The organism is Neobacillus niacini (assembly GCF_031456445.1).
Classification (GTDB): domain Bacteria; phylum Bacillota; class Bacilli; order Bacillales; family Cytobacillaceae; genus Neobacillus; species Neobacillus niacini_I.
On record NZ_JAVDUQ010000002.1, the window covers coordinates 361,784 to 379,338 of the forward strand.

Consider the following 17,555-nt stretch of genomic DNA (forward strand, 5'->3'; position numbering starts at 1 on the left):
GTAATGGGAAAAAAACTATCTACTTTAACAAAGTCAATTTCTCCTATCTTTCTAATTATGGTAGTCTGCTCAGTACTCATTCCAATCGTTTATCCAGATCCATACATTATGGATGTCATGACAGGAATATTCATCTACGGAATGTTGGGAATTGGATTAAATATTGTGGTTGGATACTGTGGTCTTCTTGATCTGGGATATTCGGCATTCTATGCTTCAGGAGCCTATGTAACAGCACTATTAATGGTGAATTTCCATGTATCGTTCTGGATTTCGTTGATTGCAGCGGGTATTGTTTCCGGAATTTTAGGCCTGATTATTGGAGCCCCAACATTACGGCTTCGCAGTGATTATCTCGCAATCGTAACATTAGGTTTCGGAGAAATTATCCGGATTACAGCAACCAATTTGAGCTGGACCGGTGGACCAAACGGAATATATGCCATTCCCAAACCTTCAATCGGAGCCTTCCAATTTACCACAAAAACGGATCTTTATTACCTAGGTTTCGTGCTGCTAATTCTCATTTTGATTGTAGCAAGCAAGCTAGGTAAATCAAGAGTTGGCAGGGCTTGGATGTTTATCAGGGAGGATGAGTCGGCGGCACAGGCGATTGGAGTGAACCTTGTACGGTATAAGCTGCTTGCTTATTTGCTTGGGGCCATTTGTGGAGGTATAGCCGGTTCATTTTATGCTGTGAAGATGTCCGTCATTAATCCAGAAAGCTTTACCTTTATGCAGTCTGTCAATATTTTGATGGTCGTTATATTAGGAGGCCGGGGAAGAAATACGGGTGTTCTGCTTGGTGCCGTTATTCTCATAGCCCTTCCAGAGTTTCTTCGTTCCTTTGACGAATGGCGTTTGGTCATATACGCTGCCGCACTTCTAGTCCTCATGATCTTCCGTCCACAGGGACTGATGGGGGTTAAATATAATAAACCGAAGAAAAAAGGAAAAGAGGAAGAGGAAGGATTGCTTGATTTAGTCAATACACAGGAAAGGAAAGATTTCGTTTGAGTGGATTACTTTCGGCTCAGGGACTAGGTGTGAAATTCGGTGGCTTACATGCTGTTTCCAATCTGAATTTTGAAGTACAGGAAGGAAAAATATTATCCTTAATTGGTCCAAACGGAGCAGGTAAAAGCACCGTGTTCAATTGCTTGACAGGGTTTGTACCTTTAAGCTCCGGCACTGTTTTATTTAAGGGACAGCCATTTAAAGGGTTTTCTCCAGACAAAATTGTTCAAAAAGGAATAGCTAGAACTTTCCAGTCGATTCGACTATTTAAGACCTTGACGGTAGAAGAGAATGTCATGTCAGGACTTCATATTCGAACAAAAAGTAATGTTCTCTCCACTCTTTTTAATCCGCGTAAAAGCAAAAAAGAGGAGGAGTGGGTTCGAGAAGAAGTGAAACGTCTTCTTTCATTTGTTGGTTTAGAGGATAAAGAAATGATTCGGGCGTCTGACCTTTCCTATGGGGAGCAGCGAAAATTGGAAATTGCAAGGGCGCTGGCGACCAATCCGGCGATCCTTCTCTTAGATGAACCGGCAGCTGGAATGAACCACAGTGAAAAAAACGAACTAAAGGAACTAATCTATTCAATCCGGGACAGCGGTACAACTGTTGTCATCATAGAACACGATATGCAGCTCATCATGGACATTTCAGATTGGATTATTGTCCTTCATTATGGAGAAATGCTTGTTGAGGGTCTTCCAGAAGATATAAAGAAGGATCCACGTGTAATTGAATCATACTTAGGTGAAGAGGGATAAAATGTCAACGGTACTTGAAATCCAAAATGTTTCAGTTTCCTATGGAAAAGTTCCTGCACTAAAAAATATATCGCTTCAGGTTAACCAAGGGGAAATTGTCGCCTTGCTTGGTGTCAACGGTGCAGGTAAATCTACGACGCTTCGGACCATTTCAGGACTGATCCGGCCTAAAAATGGGAGCATCCATTATAATGGCGAGCCCATTCATAAAAGAAATGCCCATGAAATTGTAAAAAAAGGATTGATCCATGTACCGGAAGGAAGACGCGTTTTTTCTACAATGACAGTAGAGGAAAACCTCCAGCTTGGATGCTATTGCGCCAGAGACCATTTACAGGATGGGCTAAAAGAGGTGTATGAGTTATTTCCAAGGTTATTTGATCGGAGAAAACAGTTATCCGGAACCCTTTCGGGAGGGGAACAACAAATGCTTGCAATGGGAAGGGCAATGATGGGTAAGCCCAAGCTGCTGCTGTTGGATGAACCGTCGATGGGCCTTGCACCCATTATAGTGAGGACCATTTTTGATACCATTAAAAAAATCAATGAAACCGGAACGACGATTCTCCTGGTAGAACAGAATGCCCGTGCCGCACTACGATTAACAAAACGAGCATATGTGATGGAATTGGGGGAAATTGTTCGTGAAGATGAAACTGAAAATTTAATAAAAGACAAGGTCATCGAGAAAATTTACCTTGGCGGATAAGCAGGCAGAAGATTGGCAATTGACATATCTTTTTTAAAAAGGGAGTGTCCCAAAATGATTTTTGGGACACTCCCTTTTAGATATGGTTTGAGAAGTATGGTTCCTTCAGCATTTTTACAATATTAATGAATGGGCTGGTGTTTTTTCTAGTTTGAAGTTTTTTATCGCAAAATATAGCAGAAGACAATGTTCGAAGTTTGTAATATCTAAAGAAGTCAATTCACTGATTTTTTCTAGTCGATAAACTAAGGAATTTCGATGGAGAAATAGACTCCGGGCGGTTTCGCTTATATTCATATTACATTTGCAATAGGTAATAAAGGTGCTAGATAAGGTAGGAAAATTAACATGTTGAAAAAAACAGGTCATTTTATCGGAAAGTCGTTCAGCTATGTAGGGAGGTAAATCAGTTCCAATTAATTCAAGAATAATATTTAAATCATTATAATGATAAACTTCAGGAGAAATATTTGTTTTTTTACCGGCAATTAAAGTTTTAAGCGATTCTTCGTAGGATTCTTTAATTCCTTTAATCCCTTTTTTCATGCTTCCAATCGAAATTATTGCATTAAATTGATATTTCGATTTAATATATTCACTCATCCTGCTAATTTTGTGTTCCATTTGTTTGGTAAAACTTTCAGGGGACTCAGCTGCATCGATTGCTTTTATTAAAATAAATTGATCTAATGTCAATAATGAAAGGATATCCTCTTTATTGTCTATTAAATAGTACCGCATTAAATCCATCATATTATCCTGTAAAAATTGCCATGAAAACGTATTGGGGATTTTCGGGTCTGTTCCGGAAAATTGTTCTGACAGCATATCAATTTCGATAATGAGGCAGACGCGTTTGAACTCTAAATCTAGATTGTAACCGAGCATTTTTCCAAAGCGGATGATTTGGCTCATGTCCTCGATCGTATCTGAACTCAGTAAATAATGGACTAAATGATCCAGTGTTTTAGATTCAAGAATGCGAATTTCTTTTTTTAAGTATTCATGGCACAATAATTCCACATGACTCTTCACAAGCTGAGCATATTTTTTTACTTCTGCCGGATTTCCAACAATTCCTAGTACCCCTACAGTCTCCTGATTAATGATGATGGGGGTAGCTACACCGGGCAGAACGTTTTTAAGATTCTTGACTTCATCATGCTCGTAACAAATGGTTTCCTTCCTTTTTAAAACATCGATCGATGCCTGATGAAAACTTCCTAAGCGGTTTTCGTCATTTGACCCAATAATATATCCCTTATCATCCGTAATACTGATTGGATATCCAATGATTCTGGATGTATTCTCCACAATCGTTTGGGATATATCCTCTAAGAAAGCCATTTTACCACTCCTTTAAACGAATAAAATCCTTGAATAATACATTCTAGATATTAAGTGAAAATCCCTTGTTAAAATTGACTATTAAAACAATTCTAATCATTCAATTTACCGTAAAAAATGCACATAGATTAAGAGTTACGAAATGAGTACAGTAGTAATATAGGGTGAAACATCAATTGACGAGTGCTTTTTCGATCCCGACGCACTTTTGTTTCCTAGCTGTTAAATAATATAGAGGAAGGGCAGGAGTTACCATGTCAAATCGAGCAGATATTATCATTATTGGTGGTGGAGTAATTGGTTCAAGTATCGCGTATCACTTATTACAGGATGGTTTTAATGGCAGGGTAATAGTATTTGAGAAGGATGGTCTTTATGAATATGCTTCCACCCCTAGGAGTGCGGGGGGTTTTAGACAGCTTTATACTACGGCGGTGAATATGCAGCTTAGTAAATATAGTCTTCAAATCTATAAAGATTTTTCAAAATCGATGGCAATCGACGGAGAAGAAATGGAAATCGACTTTAAACAGAGAGGCTATTTATTTTTAGCAACAGATGAAATGATGCCAAAATTCGAAAGACATTTAAAGCTGCAAAATGAAAACGGTATCAATTCTCAGCTGCTCGATACAAATGACCTGTTGAAGATTATTCCTGAACTAAATACAGAAGATTTAGCCGGGGGCCTCTTTTGTTCAGAAAGTGGTTATTTGGACCCTTACTCTGTCATGCAGGGGTATATTCGAAATGCTAAAAGATTAGGAGCGGAGTATGTTTATGACGCTGTAGACAGTCTTATTACCGAGCAGGATCACATAAAAGGGGTAAAGCTTACGGATGGACGTGAATTTTTTTCACCGGTTGTCGTCAATTGTGCCGGTGCCTGGGCGTCTCTCTTGAGTGAAAAAGCAGGTTTGCCTCTCCCAGTCGTCCCCCTCCCAAGACAAATTTTTCAGTTTGATATTGAAACACCGCTGCAAAACTATCTTCCGTTAACCATGGACCCAACTGGCGTATATTTCCGACATGAAGGCGAGAAGTTTATATCCGGTTATGCTGAGGAAATTGAACCAGGGATTGATTTTAAATGGAGAAGATCGGCATTTGTTGAAAACATATGGCCGGTGCTGGCCAATCGAATTAAAAACTTTGAGAATGCGAAAATCGAAAGAGGTTGGTCCGGCCTTTATGATTTTAACACCGAAGATCATAATGCTATTTTAGGGAAATATCCGGAGATGAAGGGGTATTTTGTAGCTTTTGGCTTTAGCGGACATGGGATGCAGCAGGCACCCGCTGTAGGAAAATGTCTTTCCGAATTGATTCGCATGGGTAAATATGAAACCTTGGATTTATCCCCATTAAGGGTGGAACGATTTGCTGAAAACCAATTAATTATTGAAGATGCAATTTATTAATTTACGAGAACCATAGCTTCTGGGGGAATGTTTTCCTCCTGAGGCTATGGTTTTTAACTTCGATTTCTTGACGCTTTTGGGGGCTTTTTTCAATAATGGAGTCGAATTTTGTATTTAATAACTTACTAAACCTCATAGTGCCCGTGCGTTCACAATTTACCTCATCATGGGAACTATGAAGCTTTGATAGTGCCGGCACAAACTAAAATTCACAGTGTATGGGAACTGTGAAGCCCGGATATTGCCCGCAGAAACTAAAATTCTCTGTTTATGGGAACTATGAAGCCCGGATATTGCCCGCAGAAACTAAAATTCACAGTGTATGGGAACGGATAGTGCCTGCGCAAACTAAAATTCACAGTGTATGGGAACTATGAAGCTCTGATAGTGCCCACACAAACTAAAATTCTCTGTGTATGGGAACTATGAAGCCCTGATATTGCCCACACAAACTAAAATTCACAGTGTATGGGAACTATGAAGCTCTGATAGTGCCCACACAAACTAAAATTCTTTGTCTATGGGAACTGTGAAGCCCGGATAGTGCCCGCACAAACTAAAATTCACAGTGTATGGGAACTGTGAACCTCTGATAGTGCCCGCACAAACTAAAATTCTTTGTCTATGGGAACTATGAAGCCCGGATAGTGCCCGCAGAAACTAAAATTCACAGTGTATGGGAACTATAAAGCCCGGATAGTGCCCGCGCAAACTAAAATCCTCTGTCTATGGGAACTGTGGAGCCCGGATAGTGCCCGCAGAAACTAAAATTCACAGTGTATGGGAACTATGAAGCCCGGATAGTGCCCACACAAACTAAAATTCCCAGTGTATGGGAACTGTGAAGCTCTGATAGTGCCCACACAAACTAAAATTCCCAGTGTATGGGAACTATGAAGCCCGGATAGTGCCCGCAGAAACTAAAATTCACAGTGTATGGGAACTATAAACCTATGATAGTGCCCGCACAAACTAAAATTCCCAGTGTATGGGAACTATGAACCTATGATAGTGCCCACACAAACTAAAATTCTCTGTCTATGGGAACTATGAAGCCCTGATAGTGCCCGCAGAAACTAAAATTCTCAGTGTATGGGAACTGTGAAGCTCTGATAGTGCCTGCACAAACCAAAATTCTTTGTCTATGGGAACTGTGAAGCCCGGATAGTGCCCGCACAAACTAAAATTCACAGTGTATGGGAACTGTGAACCTCTGATAGTGCCCCACAAACTAAAATTCACAGTGCGTGGGAACTATGAAGCTCTGATAGTGCCGGCACAAATTCAAATTTCCTAATCACGGGCACTATGGGTATATGTTTATAAAAAGAACCTGCTTAGCGTACAGATTCCATTTTTGCTTCCTCATAACATTGAATGGCCGTATAAAGGAGCATACAATGCTCAAAGCTGCTCGTATTGAGAGAGGTGATTTCGCTAATTTTTTCAAGGCGATAGATAATCGTGTTTCGGTGGATAAATAGATTCCTAGATGCTTCACTTAAATTCATATTATATTGGCAAAAACCGATAAAGGTAGAGGATAAAATCTCGTAATTATCCTGTTTGATCAAAGGGGAAATGAATTGTACCAGTTTTTCCTTATATTCAGATGTCAGTTCTTTTGGTAGAAGCCTCCAAAGCATTTCCTGCTCATTATAAATATGAATTCCCGAATCCTGGTTATATTGTTTTCCAATCGACATGGCTTTTACGGCATTATGGTAGGATTCAGCGATCCCGCTTAGATTGCTGCTGATATTTCCCGCTGAAACACCAGCCGTCACACCGTATTTTTTTGCGAGAAACGTATTGATTTTTTCCAGTTTATTTGGCAAACCTTCCACTAAAGTCGAAAACGAGCGGGGATAAGGGAGTGCCTTTATGACGATTAACCGTTCCAGACTAAGAAATGAAATCATATCATCATTATTCTCTTGAAAAATTAATTGGAAAAAGCTTAAAAGCTCTTTTTGGAAATATTGCATCGGAAAGCTTTCATAAAAATCGTCTGTTCCTTTTTTGGCGGAAATCTTTTCTGAAAAATTATGAATGTCGATTAACAGACAGACCCGGTTGGTATGTAAATCAAATTCAAGCAGTTTTGCTGATTGAAGAATTTGTTCATTGATTTCATTCATGGATTCCCGATAGTGAATGAGCTGGTGGACAAACATTTCGACCATTTTTTCCTTTAGGTCCACCATTTCCTTTCGAAAGGCTTCCTGACACATCATTTCTACTTGATTCTTAACAAGTTGGACATATTTTTTAACTTCCTTTGGATCGCCGACAATCCCAAGAACGCCAATCACTTTATTGTTAAATTTCAACGGAGTGGAGACTCCTGGAAGAATTCTCTTCTCGATTTCATTTTTACAATTGACCATCGTATTTTTTCTGATGACTTCAAGGGAAGGCTGATGGAAAAGGCCAATTCGATTTTTATCGGTTGAACCAATGATGATTCCTTCCTTGTCGGTAATACTGATAGGATATTGCAAAATTTCGCTCGTTTTTTCAACAATATCCTGGGCGATGTGTTCGAGTATTTTCATACTATATACTCCTTTCGTTTCCTTTTAATCAGCCAACTATAGAGGTAAACTTCCGATAACTCATTAATAAAGAAACAAAAATTCTCTATAATTTTACCTATTTTTACGTTAAAAGTACAATTTATTTAGAAAATTTAGAATTCAAATCTATTAAAAAATCCGCAACCATAATTGGAAGCGGATGGGAATGCTATTCTCAAAAAATTTCATCTAGGTCTTTATATCCACTATAACGAATATCAATACTTGTTATAGAGTGCTTAAAATGGTTTTCTAGGGCAATTTTTAAATAAGCTTCATCTTTATTTTGGATTAATTCTAAAATATAACTATGTTCATTAGGACTATAAGGTTCTAGTCCTGGATTTGAAAAAAATTCATCAAAAAGGATGAGATAAATATTTGTTTGGTTAATCAGTCTCTCTATAAAATCATTTAAAAATTTATTATTGCATTTTTGGGTGATAGCGATATGAAAAGCTTTATTGGCGTTTACAAAATCCTCTGAATTATGATTACTTAGACTCTTTTTTTCATCTTCTATGATCTTCTTAATAGTAAGATAATCATTTTCATCCATAACGAACATTGCTTTCCTTACCGCCAGATATTCCAAATTTGCACGTAATTCATATGCCTGAACAACTTCTTCTTTTGAGGGACTGGTTACAAATGCCCCCCGATTTGGAATCATATCCACTAATCCCTCTAGTGATAATTTTTTTATGGCATTTCTTATTGGAGTTCGGCTAACTCCCAGAGTATTAGAAATATTGTGTTCCACTAATTGTTTACCTGGGGCAAGCTGCCGGGCTAATATTGCAGCTCTTATTTGATCATATACATGTTTCTCAACGGTTTTTTCTTTCATATGACATTTCACCTACTCTGTTATATTTTATCAAAACAAGTATTTTATAGCAATATAGTAATATTTAAAATATTCAAAAAATATTGACAGCGATATGAGTTGAGTATACACTTTATTTAATTGTACTACAATTTTGGACAACAATTTAAATATTATGAAAGGAGGAGCAAAATTCTTTCACCTGAAAGCGTTTACTAATTTAGGTAAAATATCGAGGGGGAGTTTAGATGAAAAAAAGTTTTTTACTGACTATTATTGGATTATTAATCATCGGTGTTCTATCAGCCTGCAGCGGAAAGGAAGCGAGTGGAAATAGTAAAAATAGTGTTTTGGACCGGGTAGAAAAATCAAAGGTATTAAAAGTAGGATTTGAAGGAACCTATCCACCGTTCAATTTTTTAAATGATGATCAAAAGTATGATGGTTTCGATGTAGACATCTCGAACGAAATCGCAAAACGTCTAGGTGTGAAGACGGAGTTTGTCGCTACAAAGTGGGATAGTCTTCTTGGTGGGTTAAAATCGGATAAATTCGATATTATTATCGGCCAAATGTCTGTAACCGAGGAACGTAAAAAGAGTGTTGATTTCACCAATCCTTATGTAGTTACGGGTTCAGTCTTAGTCACTAGGAAAGATACCAATAATATTACAAAGCTTGAAGATATTAAAGGGAAAAACGTTGGAGTAGGTGGGGGAACAACGTTTGAGGAAGTTGCAAAAAGTGTGGATGGAGCAAATGTAAAGTTATATAAATCCGTAAATGACTATATTGCGGATTTAGCGAACAAAAGATTGGACGTCATTATTAACGACCAATTATTAATGAGCTACAACATAAAAGAAAAGAATTTACCAATTAAAATCACTAGCGATATTTTAAATAAAGATGAAATTGGGATGGCAGTAAAAAAAGAAAATGGAGATTTTGTTGAGAAAGTGAATACCATCCTAGCTGATATGAAGAAGGATGGAACATACAACCAAATCTACAAAAAGTGGTTTGGTACAGAGCCATTGGAAAAATAAATTATTGGGGTTTTAGGAAATTAAAAAGTGATTAATTAAGAGGTTAATAGGAGGGAGAAAAAATGCGGGCAGTCGTTTTAGGAACAGGAATGATTGGAACAACAGTAGTTAGTGAACTGGTGAAGTTTTCAAATATTGAATCAGTAACTGCAGTCGATGTAAATCAAGAAAGTGTTAATAAATGTTTGGAAATTGCCAATAACTCGAAAGTGATTGGGAAATGTACTTCGTTAGGGACGGTTGAAGAAATCATAAAAGTTTTACAAGAAGCAGAGGTTGCTGTTGCATGTCTACCACATTCATTAAGTTTACCGGCTATTAAAGCAGCAATTTCAGCAAAATGTCATCTCGTAGACTTAGTCGGTTCTAAAATTGAAGAAAAATTAGAATTGGATGAACAAGCCAAAGAAGCAGGTGTCATTATAATGCCGGGGTGTGGGGTTGCACCGGGTATTACAAACTTTTTGGCCGCACAAGGAATCGAAATGCTTGATGAGGCTGATAAAGCGGTCATGGTTTGCGGCGGAATCCCGAGATACCCAAAACCTCCATTATGGTACCAGGTGGTTTTCCGGCTTGAGAGTGTACTTGGACTCTATACAAGACCGGCAAAAGCAGCTGAAAATGGTAAACTAGTAGAATTCCCTCCTCTTTCAGGTTTAGAAAAAATGACTTTCCCTGAACCTGTAGGGGCTTGTGAAGCCGTCATTACGGATGCGCATAGTACGGCCTATACACTAAAAGATAAAGTGAAAAAATTATATGAAAAGACCGTTCGATATGAAGGGCACTGGGGAAAGATGGAAACATTAAAAGAATTAGGCTTTTTTGATGAGGAGCCAATTGAAGTGAATGGAAATTATTCAAGTCCACGTGCATTTACAGAGAAAATATTGGTGCCAAATATGAAAGGAGAGTCAAAAGAGGATATTACTGTATTAAGAGTAGAGGTTAGCGGCCTAAAATCTGGACAGCAGGTTAAATATACATGGGAAATGGTCGATTTTTATGATCATGTGCGAAATATAACTTCTATGGCTAAAACGACCGCTCTCCCGGCCATGTTACTTGCCAATTGGATTGCTGCTAAAAAAATAAACGAAGTAGGAATTGTTCCCGTTGAAAATGTTATCATCGGGGATCGCTTTACCCCATTTATGGAAGAATTAAAAGCTTTGGGAATTGAAATTTCGTTTCGTGAAGAGGTTCTAGTACCGAATCGTTAATCATCCAGCTTTTGCAGTTTTATAGATTGATGTTTGTTAGACTGGAGGAAAATTCATGGATTTTTCAATAATAATAGAATCCCTGCCAGCATTACTAAATGCTACATTAATGACGATTTTTTTAGCTGTAGTTTCCATTTTAATCGCTCTCGTTCTTGGATTTTTCACAGCATTGGCGAGGATATCCAGCCTAAAGCCGTTGGTCAAATTAGCTGCCTTTTATGTTTCCATCTTCCGTGGAACTCCCTTACTTGTACAAGTATTCGTCATTTATTATGGTCTGCCACAAATTGGTATTGAAATGGAACCGATCCCCTCCGGAATCCTTGCCCTGAGCTTGAATGCGGGAGCGTATTTGTCGGAATCCTTTCGTGCTTCGATATTATCTATCGATAAGGGACAAATGGAAGCATCCGTTTCATTGGGAATGACATATGGTCAGGCCCTAAGAAGAATTATCTTGCCTCAAAGTCTTCGAATTGCGATTCCAACCATGTCAAACACCTTTATCATTTTAATTAAAGATACATCCCTAATCTCCGTTATTACCGTTACAGAATTATTGCAAATGTCATCATTACTCATCGCGAAAACATTTGAACCGTTAACCATTTATTTATTGGCTGCTGTGCTGTATTGGATCATTATTGCCTTTTTCTCAAACTTATTAGACAAACTTGAAAAACGCACATCTCAGCATATAACACTTGGCAATTAATATTAAAAACTTTGAAGGAAGGAGAGGAGTAATGAGTATAATCCAGTTACAAAACCTTAAAAAGAAGTTTGGTGATCTTGAAGTCCTTCATGGAATCGATCTTTCGGTCAATAAAAGTGAAGTGGTTGTTCTAATGGGACCAAGTGGGTCGGGGAAGTCAACACTGCTGCGGTGCCTTACATTTTTAGAAGAACCTACCGAAGGGATTATTAAAATTGGCAAGCATTTGTTACCTGCAGGTGAAAAGCTGACTCGAAAACGGAAAAATGAAATTAGGTCGTTACGGCAAAGCACAGGATTTGTTTTTCAGCAATTTAATCTTTTTCCGCATAAAACAGCCATTGAAAATGTGATGGAAGGACCTATTGTCGTACAAGGTGTCCAGCGCGAAGAAGCAAGAAAATTCGCTCAGATCCTTCTTGAAAAAGTAGGTTTAGGAGAACGTTGTAACCATTATCCTTCACAGCTTTCAGGTGGGCAACAGCAACGGGTGGCAATAGCAAGGGCACTCTCCATGAAACCGATGGTTATTCTTTTCGACGAGCCTACTTCTGCATTGGATCCAGAACTAGTTAGAGAGGTACTTCAGGTAATGAAGGATTTAGCGCAAGAGGGGATGACGATGGTTGTAGTTACACATGAAATGCAGTTTGCCAGAGAGGTAGCCGATCGTGTAATTTTTATGGATGGGGGAGTCATAGTCGAACAAGGATCTTCGGAAGAAATTTTCAACCATCCAAAGGAAGAGAGAACAAAAAGATTTCTTATGAAGGTAATATAAAAATAGAAAAAACTGCAGATCTACTATCGTAGGACTGCAGTTTTTTATTAAGTGAAATTTTTGAAGTTCCCATCTGGTCTAAGAAAATCAACTGTGTATTTTCCATGAAAAAGAAGAAAAAGTAGCCGAATTCTTCGGAAGGATTGCACAGAAAGTGGCGTATTATCGATTTTTTTCGGTGATTTTAGTGAAACAAAACAAAAAGCGATTTCTCTATTTCTGTTTTTTTAGTTAAACTGTACATATGATTCAGAATATTTTTAATTTACAATTACCTTATTGTAATGTGATTAATAGTAAAAAGGAGGTTAAGAAGTTGAGAAATAATGAAGTAAGAGTAAGTGAAAATCTTAGTGAAGCCTATACGTTACCCTCATGGTTCTATACAAAGCCTGAAGTTCTTGAAGTGGAAAAGAGAGAAATCTTTTGTAAAACATGGCAGTACGTTGGACATATTAGTCAAGTAACAAAGCCAGGTGATTATTTTACCACTGAAGTGGCAGATCGCCCGATTATTGTTAGCTGCGGACAGGATGGGGAGATTCATGCCTTCTATAATGTCTGCACACATCGTGCGGCAAAGTTAGTCGAAGGGGAGGGAAATAAACATGTCTTTACCTGCCCCTATCATGCATGGACATTTCGGACAGATGGCTCTCTGTTAAGAGCGCCAAATATGGGCGGATGTGAACATTTTGACTACCAGGATTTTTGTTTAAAAACGATCCAACTAGAAATCATTCAATCTTTTATTTTTGTAAATTTAGACCCCGATGCTCCTTCAATGGTATCTCAATTTCCGGACCTGTTTAAACACGTAGAGAAATATGACCTTAATCATTTAAAAAGAATTCGCGTAAAAGAAACGATTTGTAAATCGAACTGGAAAATTGGGATTGATAATTACCTTGAATGCGACCATTGCTCGATTGTCCATAAAACCCTAGTTTCCAAGCTTGATATGAAACTATACGAAATGGAGATGCAAGAATACTATTCTTACCAAGGCACTCCGTTAAAAGGAAAGAATAGCGAATTTGGTCTTGGTCAAGGCGGCAGATATTATTGGCTCTATCCGAATACTTGGTTCTCTTTCGATCCTGGTCCAGCAAATCTATCCATCCACCAATCGATCCCAATTGATCATAAAACCACCAAGTATGTTTATACTACTTTTTTCATGACCGACGAAATTACGGAGGAAGAGGAAGAACTAATGGCGATGGATCAATTGGTCAGAAAAGAGGATTTAGATATTTGTGAAGTGGTGCAGAAAGGGATTGAGACCGGGGCCTATACGCAAGGAAGATTTTCTCTAACTGAAAATCTAGTTCATCAATTTCATTTACTGCTGCAAAGGGATTTAGAAACAGTTTTGCCGCTACAAACTACAAATCCATCCAAGACCTTTTAAGAGATAGAAATATTTCTTAAGGATCACCTCTGTGTAAGCGCTTCCTTACTAAAAATTTTTTTGTGGAAGATAGGTGAGAAAATGGAAAATAAACAAGTAGAATTGAAAAGGGCAATGAAGAGCAGGCATTTATTTATGATGTCTTTAGGAGGAATCATTGGAACGGGTCTGTTCCTCGGGTCCGGTTACGCAATCGGTGAGGCAGGTCCTTTTGGAGCCATCTTAGCCTATTTAGTCGGCGGTCTTCTCATGTATTTAGTCATGGTTTGTTTAGGGGAATTATCCGTTGTCATGCCAGTTTCCGGGTCTTTCCAAGCCCATGCGACAAAGTTTATTGGACCCTCTACCGGGTTTGTAGTCGGCTGGGTCTACTGGCTGAGCTGGGCTATGTATGTGGGACTTGAATTTACGGCAGCTGGTGTACTGATGAAGCGATGGTTTCCAGATGTTCCGGTTTGGATTTGGTGTGCAATCTTTATTATCCTTCTCTTTTCGATTAATTCTCTTACGACAAGAACCTTCGCCGAAACAGAATATTGGTTTGCGGGCATTAAGGTTTTAGCTGTCATTATGTTCATTGTGATTGGGTTAGGAGCTATGTTCGGAGTGATCAGCCTAAAACATGAATCTACCCCATATTTTACTCATTTTCTAGGTGATGGCTTGTTCCCTGCCGGTATGGTCGGTGTTTTCGTTTCAATGATGAGTGTGATTTATGCTTTTCAGGGCTCGGAAATTATGGGAGTTGCAGCAGGGGAAACGGAAGAACCGGAAAAAAATATTCCGCGGGCGATCCGCAATATCGTCTTCCGAATCTTAATTTTTTATGTATTAGCGATGTTTGTTTTATCAGCCCTTGTTCCATGGAAACAAGCCGGTGTGCTTGAAAGTCCGTTTGTTACTGTTTTTGATATGGTAGGCATTCCCTATGCCGCAGACATTATGAATTTTGTCATTTTAACCGCGATTCTTTCCGTTGGAAATACCGGACTGTTTGCTTGTACGCGTGTGATGTTTTCCTTGGCGGAAAATGGAATGGCCCCGAAAGCGCTTGGCAAAATTAACAAACGTGGGATTCCTTTTAATGCTTTATTAGTAACCTTAATTTTTGCGTTATTATCACTTCTTACGAGTGTAGTGGCTGCCGATACTTTGTTTGTTGTTTTATTAGCTGTGAGTGGAATCGGTGGAACGCTGACGTGGTTGGCTATAGCGGTTGCACAAATGGGATTCCGAAGACAATTCATTAAAAATGGCGGTAAAGTGGAGGATTTGAAATATAAAGTTAAATTCTATCCATTTATCCCGATTCTCTGTATTATCATGTGTTTGTTCATTTTCGGCTTTATGGCCTTTGATCCAACACAACGTTCATCCTTATATTGGGGATTTGGGTTTATTGCTGCCTGCTACTTTTATTATTACCTTTGGTTCAAACGAAGAAATATCACGCTGCCAATTCATCAGGAAACCAAAGTGATTGGGATTGAGACGGAAGAGATCTAACGATTGGATTGGGAGGAAAGATGAATGGGAAATGAAAAAGATTATGATGTTATCGTTATCGGTGGGGGATTTTCGGGGGTTACCGCTGCTAGGGAGTTAAGACAATTAGGACATCGTGCCCTGATTTTGGAGGCACGCGACCGTCTCGGCGGAAGGACATGGGTTGACACCCGTCTAGGTTCGGAGCTCGAAATGGGGGGAACCTATGTCCATTGGCATCAGCCGCATGTTTGGACAGAAATCACGCGCTATGGCTTGGAACTAGCAACCGGCCCGAAAACGGAAACGGTCTATTGGATTGCTGAAGGCAAAACTCACTCTGCCCCTGCAACCGAATTTAAAAATAAGCTAAAGAATACAGTTGAAAGGTTAATGAGCGAGAGCATGAAATATATGCCTATGCCATTTGAACCTTTACATTCGCCTGATTTTAGAGATTTGGATGGAATTACGGTGGCCCAGTTTATGAAGGATTTTGGCCTCACGCAAGAGGAATATGATATTTTGCACGGCTGGGTGGCCTCTGATTACTGCGGTGCACCTGAAGAAGGTGCGGTGACACAAATCTTTCGTTGGTGGATTTTTTCACGCGGAAATTGGGATACCCACAGTGCCATGGTATCGAGTTACCGGTTGAAAAATGGTACTAAGGCTTTGGTGGAGTCGATTGCGGAAGATGCAGACGCTGAAATTAGGGTAAATACGATTGTGAAAAAAATAGTGCATGATGAAAATTCTGTTGAAGTTATGACATCAGATGGTTCTTCTTTTACTGGAAAAGCTGTCATTGTCACTGTACCGCTTTCTACATTGCAGGATATTGACTTTGTACCGGCACTTTCTTGTGAGAAACAAGCTTCGTCTAAGGAAGGGCAAACATCGAAAGGGGTTAAAGTTTGGGCGCTTGTAAAAGGAAAGTATGATCCATTTGATGCTCTAGCACCAGGCAGCTATCCGTTAAATTCGGTTCATGTGGATCGTTATGCGGGTGAAGATACAATTGTGGTTGGGTTTGGACCAAGTGCAGCTATGCTTGATCCGAATGACAGGGCCGGAGTAGAAATGGCGTTACGGCATTGGATTCCGGATATTGAGGTGTTGGAGAGCACGGGCCATGATTGGGTAAATGATGAGTTTTCCAGGGAAACATGGCCGATGTTAAAGCCCAATCAGTTAACCACCTATCATAAGGAATGGAATACGCCGGAAAATAATGTGTTTTTGGCTGGAACCACTTATGCAAATGGCTGGGCAGGATTTATTGATGGAGCGATTGAGAGCGGAATTACGACAGGGAGAAAGGTGCATAAGCATCTCACGAGCGGGAAGATACGTAATCAAATATATGAAATGAAATAATACATGATGGAAAAATACACGGGTTTGGCTCGTGTATTTTTTGCTGTGATTGGGTTCTTTTGAAAGGCGGTTTTATTGCCCGAATGGGGTTTGGTTTGAATGAAAAGGTAAAAGAAACAACAGGTCATTTCCAAAATGAGTTCATTTTTTTAGACAGAGGTAAAAGAGATTTGAATAATTCTCCTAAAACAAACAAATAGATTAATGGGAGAAAATTATTTAATGGGACAGGATATTTTTAGAATGAAAAATTATCTTGCTTAAATGCGTTAATGATGTTAAAGTATAAAAGTCGCTAAAAAACAAACAGTTTTTAGAGGACACAATCAAAAAAAAGATATTGACATTTCAAATGATATCTTAGTATAATAATAAAGTCGCTTCTGAGCGATAGATTGAAAATTAAGTAAACTTGCTCTTTGAAAACTAAACAAACAAAAACGTCAACAAACAATAATATTCGTGTTTCTACTATTATATAGAGAACACGAGCCAACGTAACATTCGAGCTACATCAACTTTCTTGGAGAGTTTGATCCTGGCTCAGGACGAACGCTGGCGGCGTGCCTAATACATGCAAGTCGAGCGAATCTTTTGGGGCTTGCCCCAGAAGGTTAGCGGCGGACGGGTGAGTAACACGTGGGCAACCTGCCTGTATGACTGGGATAACTTCGGGAAACCGGAGCTAATACCGGATAATCCTTTTCCTCTCATGTGGAAAAGCTGAAAGTCGGTTTCGGCTGACACTTACAGATGGGCCCGCGGCGCATTAGCTAGTTGGTGAGGTAACGGCTCACCAAGGCGACGATGCGTAGCCGACCTGAGAGGGTGATCGGCCA

Annotated in this window: 15 protein-coding genes and 1 rRNA gene; 13 read left to right on the top strand and 3 right to left on the bottom strand. The window is 39.1% G+C overall.

The annotated features are described in order from the left end of the window. Positions 1–57: 57 nt before the first annotated feature. Genes J2Y67_RS04530 through J2Y67_RS04540 form a run of 3 tightly spaced genes read left to right on the top strand, consistent with a single transcriptional unit; the run spans position 58 to position 2,487 of the window. On the top strand, positions 58–1,017 hold the full coding sequence (locus J2Y67_RS04530; protein ID WP_310171123.1) for a branched-chain amino acid ABC transporter permease: 960 nt from the start codon (positions 58–60) through the stop codon (positions 1,015–1,017). After that, positions 1,014–1,778 carry an ABC transporter ATP-binding protein gene (locus tag J2Y67_RS04535; RefSeq protein WP_310171125.1) on the top strand — a complete coding sequence of 255 codons (765 nt, stop codon included), beginning with the start codon at positions 1,014–1,016 and terminating at the stop codon, positions 1,776–1,778. Before J2Y67_RS04530 ends, J2Y67_RS04535 begins: the two co-directional genes overlap by 4 nt. A 1-nt stretch (position 1,779) precedes the next feature. Next, complete coding sequence (locus J2Y67_RS04540; protein ID WP_310171127.1) at positions 1,780–2,487, top strand: ABC transporter ATP-binding protein; 708 nt, start codon at positions 1,780–1,782, stop codon at positions 2,485–2,487. 114 nt (positions 2,488–2,601) lie between these two features. Here the strand turns inward: J2Y67_RS04540 and J2Y67_RS04545 are convergent, their stop codons facing one another. Then, complete coding sequence (locus J2Y67_RS04545; RefSeq protein ID WP_310171130.1) at positions 2,602–3,834, bottom strand: CdaR family transcriptional regulator; 1,233 nt, start codon at positions 3,832–3,834, stop codon at positions 2,602–2,604. A 254-nt stretch (positions 3,835–4,088) separates the two neighbouring features. On the opposite strand from J2Y67_RS04545, the gene J2Y67_RS04550 reads away from it, so the two are divergent. Further along, positions 4,089–5,255, top strand: coding sequence for an NAD(P)/FAD-dependent oxidoreductase (locus J2Y67_RS04550; RefSeq protein WP_310171132.1), 1,167 nt, complete (start codon positions 4,089–4,091; stop codon positions 5,253–5,255). A gap of 1,337 nt (positions 5,256–6,592) precedes the next feature. Here J2Y67_RS04550 and J2Y67_RS04555 read toward each other — a convergent pair. After that, complete coding sequence (locus tag J2Y67_RS04555) at positions 6,593–7,813, bottom strand: CdaR family transcriptional regulator (protein ID WP_310171134.1); 1,221 nt, start codon at positions 7,811–7,813, stop codon at positions 6,593–6,595. Between the two features lie 196 nt (positions 7,814–8,009). Beyond that, entirely contained in the window at positions 8,010–8,684 is a 675-nt protein-coding gene (locus tag J2Y67_RS04560; RefSeq protein ID WP_310171137.1) for a GntR family transcriptional regulator, read from the bottom strand. Positions 8,685–8,911: 227 nt separating this feature from the next. On the opposite strand from J2Y67_RS04560, the gene J2Y67_RS04565 reads away from it, so the two are divergent. From J2Y67_RS04565 to J2Y67_RS04605, 9 genes are all read left to right on the top strand, one after another. After that, positions 8,912–9,712, top strand: a complete 801-nt coding sequence (locus J2Y67_RS04565; protein ID WP_310171138.1) for a transporter substrate-binding domain-containing protein — start codon at positions 8,912–8,914, stop codon at positions 9,710–9,712. A gap of 62 nt (positions 9,713–9,774) precedes the next feature. Continuing rightward, the gene (locus tag J2Y67_RS04570) at positions 9,775–10,938 is read left to right on the top strand and encodes a saccharopine dehydrogenase family protein (RefSeq protein WP_310171140.1); all 1,164 of its coding nucleotides are present in this window, start codon (positions 9,775–9,777) and stop codon (positions 10,936–10,938) included. Positions 10,939–10,993: 55 nt separating this feature from the next. Next, a complete protein-coding gene (locus J2Y67_RS04575) occupies positions 10,994–11,656 on the top strand; it encodes an amino acid ABC transporter permease (RefSeq protein ID WP_310171143.1) in 663 nt (220 codons plus the stop codon). Positions 11,657–11,687: 31 nt separating this feature from the next. After that, a complete protein-coding gene (locus J2Y67_RS04580) occupies positions 11,688–12,437 on the top strand; it encodes an amino acid ABC transporter ATP-binding protein (RefSeq protein WP_396954036.1) in 750 nt (249 codons plus the stop codon). Positions 12,438–12,753: 316 nt separating this feature from the next. Then, on the top strand, positions 12,754–13,851 hold the full coding sequence (locus tag J2Y67_RS04585) for an aromatic ring-hydroxylating oxygenase subunit alpha (protein WP_310171144.1): 1,098 nt from the start codon (positions 12,754–12,756) through the stop codon (positions 13,849–13,851). A gap of 81 nt (positions 13,852–13,932) precedes the next feature. Further along, complete coding sequence (locus J2Y67_RS04590) at positions 13,933–15,357, top strand: amino acid permease (protein WP_310171146.1); 1,425 nt, start codon at positions 13,933–13,935, stop codon at positions 15,355–15,357. A gap of 24 nt (positions 15,358–15,381) precedes the next feature. Beyond that, on the top strand, positions 15,382–16,716 hold the full coding sequence (locus J2Y67_RS04595; protein WP_310171150.1) for a flavin monoamine oxidase family protein: 1,335 nt from the start codon (positions 15,382–15,384) through the stop codon (positions 16,714–16,716). Between the two features lie 59 nt (positions 16,717–16,775). After that, on the top strand, positions 16,776–16,916 hold the full coding sequence (locus J2Y67_RS04600) for a hypothetical protein (RefSeq protein WP_310171152.1): 141 nt from the start codon (positions 16,776–16,778) through the stop codon (positions 16,914–16,916). Positions 16,917–17,236: 320 nt separating this feature from the next. Beyond that, positions 17,237–17,555, top strand: a 16S ribosomal RNA gene (locus J2Y67_RS04605); the annotation flags it as partial.